At 65.6% G+C, this 15234-nt stretch carries 14 protein-coding genes; 7 read left to right on the forward strand and 7 right to left on the reverse strand.

What is annotated here, in order from left to right; genetic code table 11:
- Positions 1–52: 52 nt before the first annotated feature.
- On the forward strand, positions 53–1627 hold the full coding sequence (locus QCE62_RS08080; RefSeq protein ID WP_309916378.1) for a hypothetical protein: 1575 nt from the start codon (positions 53–55) through the stop codon (positions 1625–1627).
- 24 nt (positions 1628–1651) lie between these two features.
- Here the strand turns inward: QCE62_RS08080 and QCE62_RS08085 are convergent, their stop codons facing one another.
- The 5 genes from QCE62_RS08085 to QCE62_RS08105 form a co-directional block, all read right to left on the reverse strand.
- On the reverse strand, positions 1652–2038 hold the full coding sequence (locus QCE62_RS08085) for a hypothetical protein (RefSeq protein ID WP_309916381.1): 387 nt from the start codon (positions 2036–2038) through the stop codon (positions 1652–1654).
- Positions 2039–2191: 153 nt separating this feature from the next.
- Entirely contained in the window at positions 2192–3427 is a 1236-nt protein-coding gene (locus QCE62_RS08090) for a porin (RefSeq protein WP_309808409.1), read from the reverse strand.
- A gap of 540 nt (positions 3428–3967) precedes the next feature.
- Entirely contained in the window at positions 3968–4240 is a 273-nt protein-coding gene (locus tag QCE62_RS08095) for a hypothetical protein (protein ID WP_309916383.1), read from the reverse strand.
- A 126-nt stretch (positions 4241–4366) separates the two neighbouring features.
- Positions 4367–5524 carry an aromatic ring-hydroxylating dioxygenase subunit alpha gene (locus QCE62_RS08100; protein WP_309916385.1) on the reverse strand — a complete coding sequence of 386 codons (1158 nt, stop codon included), beginning with the start codon at positions 5522–5524 and terminating at the stop codon, positions 4367–4369.
- 132 nt (positions 5525–5656) lie between these two features.
- Positions 5657–6610: a LysR family transcriptional regulator gene (locus QCE62_RS08105; protein ID WP_309916388.1), complete on the reverse strand. Its 954-nt coding sequence runs from the start codon at positions 6608–6610 to the stop codon at positions 5657–5659.
- 104 nt (positions 6611–6714) lie between these two features.
- Here QCE62_RS08105 and QCE62_RS08110 point away from each other — a divergent pair, with 104 nt between their 5' ends.
- The gene (locus QCE62_RS08110; protein ID WP_309916391.1) at positions 6715–7662 is read left to right on the forward strand and encodes an EamA family transporter; all 948 of its coding nucleotides are present in this window, start codon (positions 6715–6717) and stop codon (positions 7660–7662) included.
- Between the two features lie 5 nt (positions 7663–7667).
- Here QCE62_RS08110 and QCE62_RS08115 read toward each other — a convergent pair whose 3' ends face one another.
- A complete protein-coding gene (locus QCE62_RS08115) occupies positions 7668–8315 on the reverse strand; it encodes a DUF938 domain-containing protein (protein ID WP_309919709.1) in 648 nt (215 codons plus the stop codon).
- Positions 8316–8452: 137 nt separating this feature from the next.
- On the opposite strand from QCE62_RS08115, the gene QCE62_RS08120 reads away from it, so the two are divergent.
- The 4 genes from QCE62_RS08120 (at position 8453) to QCE62_RS08135 (ending at position 12276) form a co-directional block, all read left to right on the forward strand.
- Positions 8453–8719 carry a hypothetical protein gene (locus tag QCE62_RS08120; RefSeq protein ID WP_309916394.1) on the forward strand — a complete coding sequence of 89 codons (267 nt, stop codon included), beginning with the start codon at positions 8453–8455 and terminating at the stop codon, positions 8717–8719.
- 241 nt (positions 8720–8960) lie between these two features.
- On the forward strand, positions 8961–9467 hold the full coding sequence (locus tag QCE62_RS08125; RefSeq protein WP_309919711.1) for an ankyrin repeat domain-containing protein: 507 nt from the start codon (positions 8961–8963) through the stop codon (positions 9465–9467).
- Between the two features lie 288 nt (positions 9468–9755).
- Positions 9756–11006: a hypothetical protein gene (locus QCE62_RS08130; RefSeq protein ID WP_309930146.1), complete on the forward strand. Its 1251-nt coding sequence runs from the start codon at positions 9756–9758 to the stop codon at positions 11004–11006.
- Between the two features lie 31 nt (positions 11007–11037).
- Positions 11038–12276, forward strand: a complete 1239-nt coding sequence (locus QCE62_RS08135) for an MFS transporter (protein ID WP_309916400.1) — start codon at positions 11038–11040, stop codon at positions 12274–12276.
- Between the two features lie 28 nt (positions 12277–12304).
- On the opposite strand, the gene QCE62_RS08140 is transcribed toward QCE62_RS08135, so the two are convergent.
- Positions 12305–13687, reverse strand: coding sequence for an FAD-containing oxidoreductase (locus tag QCE62_RS08140; RefSeq protein WP_309916404.1), 1383 nt, complete (start codon positions 13685–13687; stop codon positions 12305–12307).
- A 220-nt stretch (positions 13688–13907) separates the two neighbouring features.
- Here QCE62_RS08140 and QCE62_RS08145 point away from each other — a divergent pair, with 220 nt between their 5' ends.
- Positions 13908–15221, forward strand: a complete 1314-nt coding sequence (locus tag QCE62_RS08145; RefSeq protein WP_309916407.1) for a cation:proton antiporter — start codon at positions 13908–13910, stop codon at positions 15219–15221.
- The last annotated feature ends 13 nt before the right edge of the window (positions 15222–15234 follow it).

A 15234-nucleotide genomic window follows, 5' to 3' on the forward strand; every position in this document is an offset into this window, starting at 1 on the left:
GGCAATACGTCCGTCCGCAGCCCATGCTCCGCCCGGACACGAGGAGACCGGAATGAGCATATCCACGACAGCGGAACGCGCTGCGCACCCTTCCAGCACTCAGGAAGACGCGGAAGACGAAGCCGGCAGCGGTCAGCCGGGTCCGCGCGTCGCCGACGATTTTGCTGAGTGCGTATCGCTCATCTCGCATGCGGCCGCAAGTGGCACGGTGTTGACGAAGCCCGACGTCGACGCCGTACGCCGCGCGCGCGAGGCGTTCGATCAAGGCGTATGGGATCGCACGATTGGCGGCGCGTTCTACGAGGCGATGATCCGCATTGCCGCCTCGGTGCACTATCCCGGACGACGCATCGCCAGCGATCTCGACCACTGCCGCGACCTGATTTCGTACGGCGCGCAGAACGGCAAGCTGCTCGACGAGCACGATGTCGAAGCCATCGCGAAAGCGCGCGCGGCGCAGGGAGAGCACGCGTGGGACGCGGGCATCGAGAGCGCGTTCTACGCCGCCATGAGCCGCATCGCCCATGCAGTCGCGCCGGTCGTCGCGGAGACGGCGGGCGACGAGGCGCGGCACGGCGCGCGCCGTGCGATCCGCATCTACACGTATTCGGCGATCGCGCTGACGGTGTTCGTCGTGTCCCTGTCGTGTCTGTTGTTCGTCGCCAATCAGGTCGCCACGGACATCGCCACGGTCGTCAAAAGCAACGACGCCGCCGCGCTGACGCTGCACAACCAGTTGCAGGCCCATGCCGTGGCGATCGGCGACGCCGAGAAAAAGCACGACGCCGATGCCGTCATCGCGTTGCAGAACTCGCAACCCGCGCTGCAGATCAAGGAGGAACTGCAGAACTTCGCGACCAATAATCGCCAGTTGTTCGCGGACGTATCGCGCATCAGCGCCTTCACGACGAGTCTCGGGCTCGGCGCGATCCGCAGCCCCTACAAGGCGCCCTGCGACGCCCAGGAAAGCGTGCTCAATTTTCAGGGCGCTTATCGCACTTCGCATTCACCGCGCTATTTCTCCGGCAAGACCCAAAGCGGCGACTGGCAATGCAATCCGGATGTCGCGCGCAAGGTGCTCGAAATCACGCTGCCGCTGCTCGCCAGGCCGAACGCGGAGCCCGGCGACAGCCATCCGCCCAGCGACCTCGACGCCGTTCAGCAAGGCTTCCAGAAAATCGCCGTCTATCAGGACATTCGCGCGATGGCGCTCTATGCAAACGACATCATCCTGTCGATCGTCGGCGCGGTCACCGGCTTCATGTTGCCGGTGCTCTATGCATGGCTTGGCGCGTGCGCGGCGATCCTGCGCCAGCTGTCGGCCGAATCCGCGGCCAGCACCTTCCATCCCGAGCATTCGAAAGTGGCGAACCGGGCGCATGTGACGAGCGCGGTGATCGTGGGGATATCGATCGGGCTGTTCAGCGGCTTGCTCGAAGGCGGCAAGAATATCTCGCCGCTCGCCATCGCGTTCATTGCGGGTTATGCGTCCGACAAATTCTTCTACTTCGTCGATCGTCTGGTGGGCGCGATGTTCCCGCCGCGCGTCGATCATGTGGATCACGCCGCGCGTCGTCCCCCCGGCGCGTCGAAGGACACGGCGAAGACGCTTCGGTCAGGCTCCTGAACGCGCGCCGCAGCGTTCAAAGACTCAGAACAGATGCGGCGGACGGGGTTCGGTCATCTCGCGCGGAAAGGTCTCGTCGAGTTCGAACTCGATGCCCGGATAGTCCTGCAAGCGTCCGCTGACTTCGGTTTCGCGCTCGCTGGTGAAGAGGCCATCGAGGAAGTCGAACGACAGGTGTTCGACCAGTGCCTTCAACGCCAGCTCGGCGCTGCGCTTCGGCTCCGTGACGATATCGCCCGAATCCGTGCGCGCGCAAAAGGCGCCGTTCTTTGCTTCCATCGCGCCGATGTCGATCACCTTGCCATCCACGTTCTGCGCCAGCACGCGCTGTTCGACCGCGAACAACCTGAAGGGACGCGCGAGGCCGGCGGGAGCATCGGCGCCGGATGACGAGTCTGAGCGATTGGACATGATTCAATTCTCCATGGCTGCATTGGTGAGATGCGGTCAGCAAGGCCTGCGCCCGCCGGTGCATCGGATCAGTATGGAGAAGCATAAAAAAAACCGGACGCACGAGGCGTCCGGTTTTGCAACGATCCGCGGCACGCGGCCGCGAAATATTGCTTAGAAGCGGTGGATGATACCCACGCCCGCCGCGAACTGGCTGCGCGAGGACGACGGGGCGCCCTGGAAGCCGTCGCCGATCGATGCAGTCGCGTTGATCTGGCGGTTGACCGCGCCCGTCGGCGTGAACACCGGCGTGCCCAGCGTGCGGCCATTCGCGCGCTGGAACGCTTCCAGTGCGTACAGGCCCGTGCGCTTCGACAGCGAGTAGTACTGGGACAGGTTGAACTGGTGGTACGACGCTGCATCGTCGATGCCGTTCGCCTTGCTGGCCCACGTGTAGCTGTAGCCTGCCGCGAAGTCCCATGCCGTCGTTGCCTTCCAGTGCAGCACGGTGCCCGCCGTGTTGAAGATGGCCGTATCGGTGAACTTCGAGTTGATGCCCGGGATGTACTGAACGTTCGTGTACGTCGCCGAGACATCCCACGCGCTGTTGAAGGTGTAGCCGAAGCCCACCGCGAAGCGGTTCTGCGCCTGCGCGCCCTGGTAGCCGTTGGTCACCGCCGACACGCCCGACTGACCGCCGGTGTTGGTCGTCGAGTCCGCGCCGTACACGCCGCCGCCGTTGGTCGAGTTGTTGATGCGCGTGAACGCCACCGCGCCGCCGATCGGGCCTTGCTGATACTGGATCGCAGCCGACCACGTGGAGCCCTGGTAGGCGCTGTCAGGCACGCCTGCGAGCGAGTACGAACCGCTCACCGTGAAGCCATACAGCTTCGGCGACGTATAGACGATCGAGTTGTTCGCGCGGTAGATCGTGTCGAGTTCGTCCAGATCGCCCGGGTGCGCGCCGAAATAGCCGGTCAGCCAGTTGGTCGGGCTGTACGGCGACATCAGCGTGTAGTACGAGGTGTATTGACGGCCCAGCGTGAGGGTACCGTAGCCCGGGTTCGTCAGACCGACCCATGCCTGGCGGCCGAACATGGCGTTGGTGTACTGCTGGCCGCCGGTGTTGATGTTGAAGCCCGATTCCAGCTGGAAGATGGCCTTGTTGCCGCCGCCCAGATCTTCAGCGCCCTTCAGGCCGAAGCGGCTGCCTGCCCAGATGCCCGACGCCATCTTGACGTTGGAGCGGCCGCCGCTGTTCGAACCCAGCGACGTCTGGCTGCTTTGATAGACGATCGAATCGTCGACGATACCGTAGAGCGTGACGCTGCTCTGGGCAAAGGCCGGTGCCGCGGCCGCGAATGTCGTGGCTGCGACGGCAGCGGCCTGGGTCAGCGCAAAACGCTTCATTTTTTATCTCCTCATGCAATGGGCTGAACTTGTGTCGTCGACTTGTGGAACCGGTGCCGCCGAAGCGGCTTGACGTGTATCAAGTCGTAACTTTTATCGACGGGAAGTGTATGGCTTACAGACAGAATGCGAAAGGACGTCACACTTTGTTGTCGTTTTTTTTCACTGTCTGGTTAACCAGAATTTCCGCAAGCTGCGTTTGGCGGCATCCGGTCGCGAAACTGACGAATGCCTGACGCCAGCATGGCTTCGGAGCGGAGTTTGCACGAAACGAACGATCGCACGGCGGCACGGCCGGATCGTCTGAACAGTCGATGGCGCGGGGATGCAAGGAAAGTTGGAAAGCCTGAAAAGGCCGTGCGCCTTGAGTCTGGCGCGAGGGAAGCGCGGTGCGGGTCAGCCGACCCGCCGCGTCAGGTTGAAATTACTTCCATAAAGCAAATGGCTTTCGGCTCAGCGTCACGCCACTGCGAACCGAAAGCATCAAGAATGCATTATGCCAGCGCCCGGGAGCGGCGCTGGCGGTGATCCTGGCACCGCTCAGGGTTCGATTTTCGTGCGCAGCTCGCGCGCGGTTTCCAGGAGCCCTTCATAGCCCGAGCGGGCATGCGCGGGAAGATCGGGGTCGCCGACGAGTGTGCCGAGTGTCTCGATGATGCTGTACAGGATGCCCTTCGCCGCGCCCGCGGCCATCTTGCCGGCGGCGTAGGACTGATCGACATGCGAGATCGCGGCGTCGAAATGCTCGACGTCAGGATGTGCATCGTCGATCTGCGGAGCGTCGCTGCGCGGCTCGGTCGGGTCGTTGTTCATGATGGATGTCCTCCGTGCTTGAATGTTCGCCTGCTGTCGATGGACTCTCTTCTGTCTCTGTATAACGCCGCGCCGCGCCCCGCGCAATCGAGAGCGCTCCGCAGTAAGTCCGCTCACGAAGCTCGCTTATGAAGCCGGCAGCTCCTGCACCGGCTGGATGAAATGGACGCGGCGCATCTCGCCGCCGCCGCGACCGGTGCCGTGCGGAACCCCTTGCTCCGACAGCAGCGCGCGCAGATCCAGGATCACCGGAAACACCTCGTGGTTGTGATCCGCGCCCTGCCGGTCATGCGCTTCCTGTTCACGCTCGACGATCCACCGGTCCTCCGTAAAAATGCGCTCGGTAAACCAGACCAGCAGCGGCCACGCGGCGTCGAGCACCAGCGGCAGCTTAGGGCGGCGGATGGACAACAGGCCGAAGGTGCGGTTGGTGCGCTGCTCGGCGTCGAGCGGCACATAGGCGATCCACAGATCCATCACCATGGTTTCGTCCTTGGTGCGGATCTTGAGCGTCTGCCACGGGTACTCGGTGCGGACCGTCATGACGTCCTTGTTCGAGTCGTCCGGTTTCGCGCCGCGCTTCTGGCTGAACACCAGCGCCTCGCCGATCGGCTGCTTGCCCGCCTCCCGCGCGAACACATAATCGACCTCGATCCAGTCATCTCCGCGACGCCGTCCGAGCGAACGCGCGCGCATGCTGCCCATCTGCCGGCGATGCAGGAACTGATGGTTCATGTCCATCAGGTTTTCGTGCATGAAGGTGTAGTGGCACTTCACATCGCCGCCGAAACGGCGTGTCTTGTAGGCGCGATCATCGGCGGAACCGAGCTCGGGGAACTTCGCTTGCGGGGCGAGCGCCGGGTCGCCGGTGAACACGAAGATGAGCCCCGCCGCCTCGCGGCACGGATAGGCGCGCACGCCGTTGGGCAGGCGCTCGCGGCCAAGATAGGGAATGTCGGTGCAGCGGCCGGTGCAATCGTAGGTCCAGCCGTGATAGCAGCAACGGATCGACTCGCCGTCGACGACGCCCGCCGACAGCGGCACCTGCCGATGCGCGCAGCGGTCTTCGAGCGCGAACACCTGGCCCGATTCGGTACGCACGAGCACGATCGGATCGCCGGCGAACGTCACGCCATGCGCGCGGCCGCGCTTCACCTCGCGCGACCACGCGAGCGGATACCAGTTGTCTGGATGGATGTCGACGCGGCGCAGATCGCGCGTCGGTCTTGCGGGTGTATCGGTGGAACCGGCTTCCTGCTCGCCTTGCGGCAACGCTGCGTGCATGTACGACGCCTCCGGGAAAGGGAGATCGGATTGAGCGCCCCGGGCGACTGCGGCGCAATGAACGACCATTCGCAGTCTACACGGCGATGTCGGTTTCGGCGCGTGCAAGCTTGTCCTAAATCAAGCCGATGGCTACGCGTCCCGCCCCGCGTTCCCGAGGTGCGCATACAGGTGATCGATCAGCGCCCGCACCTTCGGTGGCAGGAAGCGGTTCGGCGGATACAGCAGCCACACCGGGCCCTGATACGCGCGCACCTGGATCTCCCAATCGGCCAGGACGGGCTGCACGCTGGCGGCGGCGAGCGCATCGCGGGCCGCGAATTCCGGCAGCGCCGCGATGCCGAGCCCTCGTTCCGCCGCCTCCAGCCGCGCGCCCGCGTGATTCGCGAGGTAGCGGCCGTGCACCGTGACCGTCGCCGTCTCGGCGTTCTCTCCGGCCGCGTGGGTCGCGTGCCGGGTGAAGCGCCAGCGATTGTCGTCGGCGGTTTCGCCGAGATAAATGCAGTCGTGCGCCGCGAGTTCGCGCGGATGCTCGGGCACGCCCCGCGTGCGCAAATACTCCGCCGACGCGCACAGTTGCCAGCGCACGCGCCCGAGCGGACGGGCGGCGAGCCCCTGCGGCGGCTGGCTGGTCGCGCGGATGACGAGATCGATGTCGTGTTCGAGCGGATCGATGTCGTGGTCGCTGAAGACAAGCTGCACGTCGACTTCCGGATAGGCCGCGAGAAACGCCGGCACGAGCGGGTGGATGACGGATTTCGCGTAGGCCGTCGGCGCCGACAGCGTGACGCGCCCCTGCGGCTTGCCGGTGGAGAGACCGGCGGCATCGACGGCGGCCGCGGCGGCGGCAGCCATGTCGCGGCAATATCGATACACCTGCTGCCCTGCTTCCGTGACGCGGACCTTGCGCGTCGAGCGTTCGAACAGGCGCGTGGCGAGCGCCTCCTCGAGACGCTTGATCTGGCGGCTCACCGTGGAGGGTGGCGTGCCCAGCTGCCGTGCGGCGACGGAGAAGTTGCCGGCATCGACCACGCGCGCGAACACGGCCATGTCGGGCATCAGGGCGAACAGATCGACGGAATTCATTTGTGCATCGGCGACAATAACGCTGTGCGTGACGACCTGATTATCGCGTGCCGCGCATCATTCGACAATGACGGCTTCTTTCGCTTCTTCTTTCGGAGCCGTCCATGTCCCGCGAATCGCCCGCCCGCCGCATGCTGCCGCTTGCCGATCTCCTGCTGTTCGCCGTCGCGATGGTGTGGGGAAGCAGCTATGGCGTCGTCAAGAGCGCACTGGCCTTTTATCCTGTGCTCGGACTGCTGACCCTCCGCTTCGGCATCACGTTCTGCCTGCTTGCCGTTCATTTGCGGCATCTGCGGTCGGCTGGCAGGAAGACGCTTGCCGGTGTCGTCGTGCTCGGCCTTTTGCTGCTGTCGATCTTTCTCGCCGAAACCTTCGGGGTCTTGCACACGCGTGCTGCAAATGCTGCGTTTCTCATCAGTCTGTGCGTCGTGCTGACACCGCTCGTCGAATGGGGCCTGCTGCGCCGACGGCCCTCGACGCCCGAATGGATCGCGGTCGGCGTGTCCTTCGCGGGCGCCTGGTTGCTCGCCAGCAACGGCACCCTTTCCTTCGATTTCAATCTCGGCGATGGCCTGATTCTCGCCGCGGCCGTGTTGCGCGCGTTATCGGTCTGCGTGACCAAGCGCGTGCTTCGAGCGGCGCCGCTGCCCGCGCTCACGGTGACGGCCGTGCAGGCGGGCGTCGTGACGATCGGCAGTGCGGCGATCGCGTTGACCCTCGCGCCGTCGCAATGGCAGGCGCTGCCGTCGGTCGCGGGTCATGCGGCGTTCTGGGGCTCGGTGATGTATCTCGTGTTTGCATGCACGCTGTTTGCATTCTTTGCGCAAAACTACGCGATCGGCCGCAGCAGTCCCACGCGGGTGTCCCTGCTGATGGGCAGCGAGCCGGCCTTCGGCGCGCTGTTCGCAAGCATCTGGCTCGGGGAGCACGTGTCGACCGCCGGATGGATCGGCGGAGCGATGATCGTAGCCGCCTCGCTCATGGCAAGCGTCTCGTGGCGCGGTCGGCTGGTGCGCCTCGGTGCGGGTGCGCGCTCGGCTGGCGAAGCTTGAATGCGTTATGCCGATTTCTCGAAGACGACGCTGAAATTGTTCGCGGGCATCGCGATGACTTCCTTGAGCGCGAAGCCGACGCGCCCGCCTGTTCTTTCCACCTCCTCCAGATCGCGCACGCCCCAGCGCGGATCGCGGGCGCGCAACTGTTGATCGAAGGCTTCATTGCTCGGCGCCGTGTGCGCACCGTTGCGCCGGTATGGCCCGTACAGGTACAGTACGCCCCCCGTGCCGAGTCTCGCGCCGGCGCCCCGAAAGAGCGCCTCCGTGGCTGCCCACAGCGCAATGTGGATCATGTTGATGCACACCACCGCCGACACCGCGCCGATTTCCCAGTCATTGCTCGTCACGTCGATAGCGAGCGGTTCGCGCAGGTTCGTTAGTCCGGCGTGAGCGCGCCAGGCCGCGATGGAGTCGCGCGATGCGGCATCCGGATCGCTCGGCTGCCAGACGATGTCCGGCAACGCGGCAGCGCAGTGCGCCGCGTGTTGTCCGGTTCCGCTCGCGATCTCCAGCACGATCCCGGTTCGGGGCAGCACCCGCTTGAGGACCGATAGAATCGCATCGCCATTACGCTCGGCGGCCGGCGCGCGACGGCGAATGCCGGTTTCGGGTTGCGGTGTGCCATGGGGATCGGATGCTGCGTCGGTCATTTGGGTCGTGTCGTGGTGAGGGTGCGGGGAAGGCGTTGCGAAACGCCGGCGATTGGGTGTTTTCAGGATTCGTATCGTGCGTATCTGGGTATTGCAGGTTCGATCGGGGTGGGTGGCTCGCAGCGTTGCGAACTTCAATGTTCCGCAAGACCAGTCTTAATCGCGATAACTTGCTTCGCCTGCGGCATTCGCAGTTGCTGCAACTTCCGTCGGCCTTGCGGCTTCAGCGACCCACCGCCGACGAGACGTTTGCAGCCCTCAGAACGATGATGATCACCTGCAAGCCCGCAAGCGCTCGCAGCTCTTCGGACGGACGCGCGAAACGCACCATACAGGGTGCCCGCACCGCGCGCCTGGGCTCGATTCGTGCTGATCCGGCCCGCGGCAAGCGCGGCGGGACATGAAACCTGTGTATGCTCCCGGTTGATCCCGCGTCCGCCGCTCATTTTGCATGATGCGTTTTGCATGCGAAATGCCATTTGGTATGCATGAGCCATGCATGCAAAACACAGCAAGGCATCCGCTTGCAACGCTTCCCACTGAAAAGAAGCAGCGCATGCGGCGCAATCGAAAATGGAGTCAAGCATGCAGCATGATCCGAACCAGCAGGCGCCGGAGCAATCGCGTCCCGGCCCCGACGACGACATGATCGCCTTTGCAACCGAAGTGTTCGACGTGGCCCGCCGCGGCGACGCTTCAATGCTCGACGCCCTGCTCTCCAAGGGTCTGCCGCCCAACCTGCGCAACGACAAGGGCGACAGTCTCGTGATGCTGTCGAGCTATCACGGCCACGCCGACGCCGTGCGCGTGCTGCTCGAGCACAAGGCCGATCCCGACCTGCGCAACGACAACGGCCAGACGCCCATCGCGGGCGCGGCGTTCAAGGGCTTCACCGACGTGATCGAGACACTGCTTGCGCATGGCGCCGATGTCGAGGGCGCGTCGCCGGACGGACGCACCGCGCTGATGATCGCCGCGATGTTCAATCGCGTGGAGATCGTCGAGTTGCTGGTCGAGCGTGGTGCGGATCCCGATGCGCGCGATGCCGGCGGCTTCTCGGCCCGCGACGCCGCCGAAAAGATGGGCGCGCCCGATACCGCCGCCCGCCTCGCCGAAATATCGGCTGCGCGCAGTCGCCCGGGCGCGGCATGAGGGTGCAGGAAGAGGCGCACGGCGGCGGTCAGCGGGCGGTCACGGCGCATCGACTTCCGCCTGCGGCATTTTGCATTCAGCCTTTTGCATGCAGGATGCAACCCGTCCTGGCGATCGACACACACAGCATGCGGGGCGCAGTGTGCTAAAACGGGTACGCCGCCGGCAACCGCGCATGGCGGACGCACATGCACGTGCATATGCGGATAGCAACCGCGCGACGCCACGATCCGACCAACGACAATCAAGACCAACAAGCAGGTGATTCGGAACCATGGAGCTTTTGTGATGACAGGCGGTTTCCCGCAACGGGGTCATGGGTCGTCGAACCGTGAGCACGCGCCTCGCCGCGTGCGTCGGATCGACGGGGCCTTGCACGCGGCCGCGTACTGCCTGGCGCGCCTGTTCGCGCGCATGCTGGCGCTCGCCGCCCGATGCACATCGGTTGGCGGACGAACCTGCGCACGAACCCGCAACGCTTTCCGCCCTCGCACCGCAGCAACCCTGCTGGGCGCCGCGGCGCTCTCCGCATGCGGTTTGCTGCCGAAACAGGTGCCCGCGCCGATCGTCGAGCATTCCTACATCCCGACGCCCGCCGAAGCCGCGCCCAACGAGCCCGAGGAGCCCTTGCCCGAAGTGCAGGCGCCCGAGCCCGCCTCCGCCGTCAAGCCCGCGCCCGCACCGAAGCCCAAGCGCCGCATCGTCCGGCCGAAACCGCAGGAGCCGGCCGTCACGCCGCCGCCCGAGCCGGCCGAACCGCCGCCGCCTCCGCAGATCATCTCGACCCGCACCATGCAGCACGATCAGCTGCACGGCCTCCTCGATGCCGAGGTGCAGCGCCCGGACGGCAAGGTCGTCGGCCGCGCGGTGGACATGTATATCGATACGGCCGCGCGACCGAAGCTGCTGATGGTGAACCTCGCCGGTTTCATGGGCGTCGGCGACCGCAAGGTCAATTTCCCGTGGACGGCCTTCCGCTTCACGCCCAATGCGAAGGGCGCGCCGATCACCTTCGTGCAGCCGGCGCCGCCCGCCAAGGGCAAGCCTGCCGATCCGGCGCCCAAGCCTCAGCCAGTTAACGAGGCGCCGCCGAACCTCGTGCAGCTGGTCGATTCGACGGTGGCGCAGAAGAGCGGCGCGCGCATCGGCCGGGTGGTCGACGTGCTGGTCGATTCGCAGTCCCAGCCGCAGGCACTCGTCCTCGATCTGTCGAGCTCGCTGGCGGAGGACAAGCGCCATGTGGCCGCCAACTGGGGCGACCTGCATGTCGTCTCGCACAACAAGCAATGGCAATTACAGATGGACTTCAACGACGCGCAGCTTAAGGCGACGCCGACCTACTCGCCCGAGCAGCCGATCAAGATCGTCTCGCCGGTGGTGCCGGCGCCTGCGTCGGCGCCAGCGGGCGCATCGGCCGCATCGGTCGCGTCTGGCACATCGGGAACATCGGGCGCAGCAGCGACGGGCCCCACAGGGACGACGGCATCGGGCGCTGTGTCGGCGCAGAAGCCGGCCTCCAGCGCGCGCCCCGCCAAATAACGGACAACGACATCGAGAACAGATTCACAACATGGTAATTGCACGCAGTCTGCGCGCGCTCGACTGGCTGAACTTCTTTGTCGCCAACGTGCAGACCGGCTTCGGCCCCTTCATCGCTTCGTACCTTGCGGCCAACAAATGGACGCAGGGCGAGATCGGCCTGATGCTTTCCGTCGGCACGATCAGCGCGATGGCGAGCCAGTTGCCGGCCGGCGCGCTCGTCGACGCCATGCGCAACAAGAAATTCGCTGCGCTTTCCGCGATCGTTGCGATCATCGTGAGCGCGCTGTTGCTCGCCGCGAGTCCGACCTTCGTCCCCGTCTTCGCGGCCGAAGTGCTGCACGGCTTCGCGAGCTGCATGCTCGTCCCGGCGATGGCCGCGATCTCGCTCGCCCTCGTCTCGCGCGCCGATCTCGGCGACCGGCTGGGCCGCAATGCGCGCTGGGCATCGATCGGCAGTGCACTGACCGCTGCGTTGATGGGTGCGTTCGGCGAGTACCTGTCGCTGCGTTCGGTTTTCTTCCTGACCGCCGCGCTCGCCGTGCCGGCGATCTTTGCGCTGCGCATGATTCATTACGACATGGCGCCCGCCGTACCGCGCGCACCGCCCGGCAAGCCGAAGATCACGCACGAAGGTGAAGAACGCGAGTCGTTGCGCGAGTTGCTGAAAGACCGGCGCCTTCTGATCTTCGCGGTGTGCGTCGTGCTGTTCCACCTGTCGAATGCGGCGATGCTCAATCTCGCCGCCGGCGAAGTCACCGCGCACATGGGCGACAACGTTCAACTGGTGATCGCCGCCTGCATCATCGTGCCGCAGTTCCTCGTCGCGGTGATGTCGCCATGGGTCGGACGCCAGGCGCAGAAATGGGGACGCCGGCCGGTGCTGATCCTCGGCTTCTGCGCGCTGCCCGTGCGCGCGATCCTGTTTGCCGGCGTGAGCAGCCCTTACCTGCTCGTGCCCGTGCAGATGCTCGACGGCATCAGCGCGGCGGTGTTCGGCGTCATGCTGCCGCTCATCGCGGCGGACGTCGCGGGCGGGCGCGGACACTACAACCTGACTATTGGTTTCTTCGGTCTCGCTGCGGGCGTCGGCGCGACGCTCTCTACCGCGGCGGCGGGCTTCGCCGCGGATCGCTTCGGCACGACCATGAGCTTCTTTGGATTAGCCGGCGCAGGCGCGCTGGCCGTGCTGATGGTGTGGCTCGCGATGCCCGAGACCCGCATCGAGCATGCGAAGACCGTGGAGGTCGAACCGCCGGTCAAGGCCTGACCTTGCACGCGCGCTGTGAAGCTACGCGTTATCGCAACGGCTTCAGGCCTTCGAGCAGCGTCGGGATCAGTTCACTCACCGTCGGGTGGATGTGCATCGCGCGCTGCAGCGTCGTGTAGGGCGCATCGGCGTTCATGATGTCGATGAAGGTATGGATCGCCTCATCGCCTTCTATGCCGTAGATCGCCGCGCCGAGGAACCGCTTCGTGCGCGCATCGACGAGCGCTTTCATGAAGCCATCGGTTTCGCCGCGCTCACGGGCCCGGCCGACACGCGCCATCGGCATCGTCGCGATGAGCGCCTCGCGGCCGTCCTTGCGCACCTCTTCCTCGCTCATGCCCACGCGCGCGAACGGCGGATCGACGAACACCGCGTACGCCATGATGCGCGTGTCGACGCTGCGCGCCTCGCCATCGAGCAGGTTCGAAGCGACGATCTCGTAGTCGTTCCATGAGGTATGCGTGAACGCGCCGCGCCCGTTCACGTCGCCGATTGCATAAATGCCCGGCACGCTGGTGCGCAACTGGCCGTCCACGTCGATCATGCCGTGCCGGTTCACCGCGATGCCCGTGTGCTCGAGGCCGAGATCGTCGGTGTTCGGCGTGCGGCCGGTCGCGAACAGCAGATGCGACGCATCGACCGTCCCCGTGCCGGTCACGATGCGCACGCCCGCCGCCAGCGGCTCCACGCGCTGCAAGTCGGTGTCGAAGCGGAACTCGACGCCCTCGCGCGACAGCACGTCCTGCATCGCGCGGGCCACGTCCGCGTCCTCGCGTGTGAGGATTCGCTCGCCGCGCACGAGCAGCGTCACGCGGCTGCCGAAGCGCCGGAACATCTGGCCGAATTCCAGCGCGATATAACTGGCTCCGACGATCACCAGATGCTCCGGCACCTCGGTGAGTTCGAGGATGGAGGCGTTGGTCAGATAAGGCACGCTCTCGAGCCCGTTTACGGGCGGCACCGCGGCGCGCGTGCCCGTGTTGATGAAAACGAGATCGGCATCGATGTCCTGCGTCGAGCCGTCGGCGGCCTCGATGCGCAATGCATGCGGTCCTGTGAAACGTCCGTGGCCCTTGAACACGGTGAGGTTCTTCGTGCCGCGCAGCCACTTCTCGACGCTGCTGCGGGAACTGCCGATCACCTCGTCCTTGCGCGCTTTCACGCGGGCCATGTCGATGGCGATGTCGCCATCGATCATGACGCCGTAGCGTGCCGCCGTGCGCGCGACATGCGCGGCCCGTGCACTGGCCACGTAGGTCTTGGTGGGCGTGCAGCCGACGTTCACGCAGGTGCCGCCGAACAGATGCCGCTCGATGACCGCCGTGCGCCGGCCACTCTCGGCCAGCCGGACCGCGAGCGGCGAGCCGCCCTGTCCCGTGCCGATAACGACTGCATCGAAATGCTGTGACATGGTGAGGCCTCCGTGATTCGTTGCGAGCGCGCCGTCGTGGATGGCGAACCGCTGAACATGAGTCGAAGCATCTTACGCGCAAGCCGCCACGGCTTCAGGAACGATGCATCGGGCGTCCGATGCGGACATGGGCATGACACGTGCTCCTTTTGTGTGAATCATGCCGTGCGTCCAGGGCCGCGGCGTTCATCCATTCCGGCTCACGTGACCGAAGGCATTCATGATCGAGACGATATGGTTCCTCGTAGTCGGCGGCGTGCTCATCTTCATGGGCCTTGCCAGTTCGATGTTCCGACGCCTGCCGATCAGCACCGCGATGTGCTATCTGGCGATCGGCTTCGCGCTCGGTCCCGCCGCGGCCAATCTGCTGTCGCTCGACCTCGCCACCGATGCGACGGTCCTGCGGCGCATCACCGAAGTCGCGATGCTCGCGTCGCTGTTCGCCATCGGCCTGCGCCTGCGCGTGCCGCCAACCGATCGCATCTGGTTCCTGCCCGTGCGACTCGGACTGGTCGCAATGGTGCTCACCGTCGCCGCGCTCACCGTCTTCTGCGCCTATGTGCTCGGCCTGGGCTGGGGGCCGGCGTTGTTGCTCGCCGCAATGCTTGCGCCAACCGACCCGGTGCTCGCGCACGACGTACAAGTTGAAACCCCCGGTGACATCGACTTGTTGCGCTTTTCGCTCACCGGCGAAGGCGGCCTGAACGACGGTATTGCGCTGCCTTTCGCGCTGCTGGGCATCGCCGTGTGCCGCTTCGAGGCCTCACCCAGCGAGGCGCTGCACTGGAACTTCGCGTTGCAGGCGGCATGGGGCATCTCGGGCGCGCTTGCGAGCGGCTGGCTGCTCGGTGCGCTGTCAGTGCGGCTCGTGGCCTATCTGCGCACGCGTCATGGACAGGCGCTGGGTCCGGAAGGCTTCTATGCGCTGGGGCTGATCGCGCTGTCGTATGGCGTCGCCGAACTGTTGCACACCTATGCCTTCCTCGCGGTGTTTGCGGCGGGGCTCGCAATGCGCCGCGTCGAACAGAAGGCGAGCGGCGACAAGACGCCACGGCAGGCGGTCGGCAAGATCGATGCGGACGATGTCGGCGCGGCCGCGGCGGATCCCGAACGCGCGCACGCGTTCGTAGCCGAGCGCGTGCATGGCTTCACGATCGAACTGGAGCGTATTGCCGAGGTGGCGATCATGCTGATGGTCGGCGCCCTGCTCGCGACCCTGTGGCGCGACCTCTTCACGTGGAGAGCCGCCGTGCTGATCGCGGCGCTCTTCCTCGTGTTGCGGCCGGCGGCCGTCGAGCTCTCGCTGATCGGCTCCAATGCGACCGGCACGCAACGTCGGCTCATGAGCTGGTTCGGCATACGCGGGGTGGGCTCGTTCTACTACCTGCTCTATGCGCTCGAACAAGCCCCGCGCGACGTTGCGGCGCCGCTCGTGCCGCTCGTCATCGCGACCATTGCGGCATCGGTCGTGGTTCACGGCATCACCGCCACGCCGCTCATGAACCGCTATCAGCGCTGGAGCGCGGACGATTGACGGCGTGCTTGCC

Origin of the sequence: Caballeronia sp. LZ033 (assembly GCF_031451265.1) — a bacterium.
Classification (GTDB): domain Bacteria; phylum Pseudomonadota; class Gammaproteobacteria; order Burkholderiales; family Burkholderiaceae; genus Caballeronia.

Excerpts from the sequence above, each read along its gene's own strand:
- QCE62_RS08080 (WP_309916378.1), top strand. The coding sequence starts at position 53 with ATGAGCATATCCACGACAGCGGAACGCGCTGCGCACCCTTCCAGCACT.
- QCE62_RS08085 (WP_309916381.1), bottom strand. The coding sequence starts at position 2,038 with ATGTCCAATCGCTCAGACTCGTCATCCGGCGCCGATGCTCCCGCCGGC.
- QCE62_RS08090 (WP_309808409.1), bottom strand. The coding sequence starts at position 3,427 with ATGAAGCGTTTTGCGCTGACCCAGGCCGCTGCCGTCGCAGCCACGACA.
- QCE62_RS08095 (WP_309916383.1), bottom strand. The coding sequence starts at position 4,240 with ATGAACAACGACCCGACCGAGCCGCGCAGCGACGCTCCGCAGATCGAC.
- QCE62_RS08100 (WP_309916385.1), bottom strand. The coding sequence starts at position 5,524 with ATGCACGCAGCGTTGCCGCAAGGCGAGCAGGAAGCCGGTTCCACCGAT.
- QCE62_RS08105 (WP_309916388.1), bottom strand. The coding sequence starts at position 6,610 with ATGAATTCCGTCGATCTGTTCGCCCTGATGCCCGACATGGCCGTGTTC.
- QCE62_RS08110 (WP_309916391.1), top strand. The coding sequence starts at position 6,715 with ATGTCCCGCGAATCGCCCGCCCGCCGCATGCTGCCGCTTGCCGATCTC.
- QCE62_RS08115 (WP_309919709.1), bottom strand. The coding sequence starts at position 8,315 with ATGACCGACGCAGCATCCGATCCCCATGGCACACCGCAACCCGAAACC.
- QCE62_RS08120 (WP_309916394.1), top strand. The coding sequence starts at position 8,453 with ATGTTCCGCAAGACCAGTCTTAATCGCGATAACTTGCTTCGCCTGCGG.
- QCE62_RS08125 (WP_309919711.1), top strand. The coding sequence starts at position 8,961 with ATGATCGCCTTTGCAACCGAAGTGTTCGACGTGGCCCGCCGCGGCGAC.
- QCE62_RS08130 (WP_309930146.1), top strand. The coding sequence starts at position 9,756 with ATGACAGGCGGTTTCCCGCAACGGGGTCATGGGTCGTCGAACCGTGAG.
- QCE62_RS08135 (WP_309916400.1), top strand. The coding sequence starts at position 11,038 with ATGGTAATTGCACGCAGTCTGCGCGCGCTCGACTGGCTGAACTTCTTT.
- QCE62_RS08140 (WP_309916404.1), bottom strand. The coding sequence starts at position 13,687 with ATGTCACAGCATTTCGATGCAGTCGTTATCGGCACGGGACAGGGCGGC.
- QCE62_RS08145 (WP_309916407.1), top strand. The coding sequence starts at position 13,908 with ATGATCGAGACGATATGGTTCCTCGTAGTCGGCGGCGTGCTCATCTTC.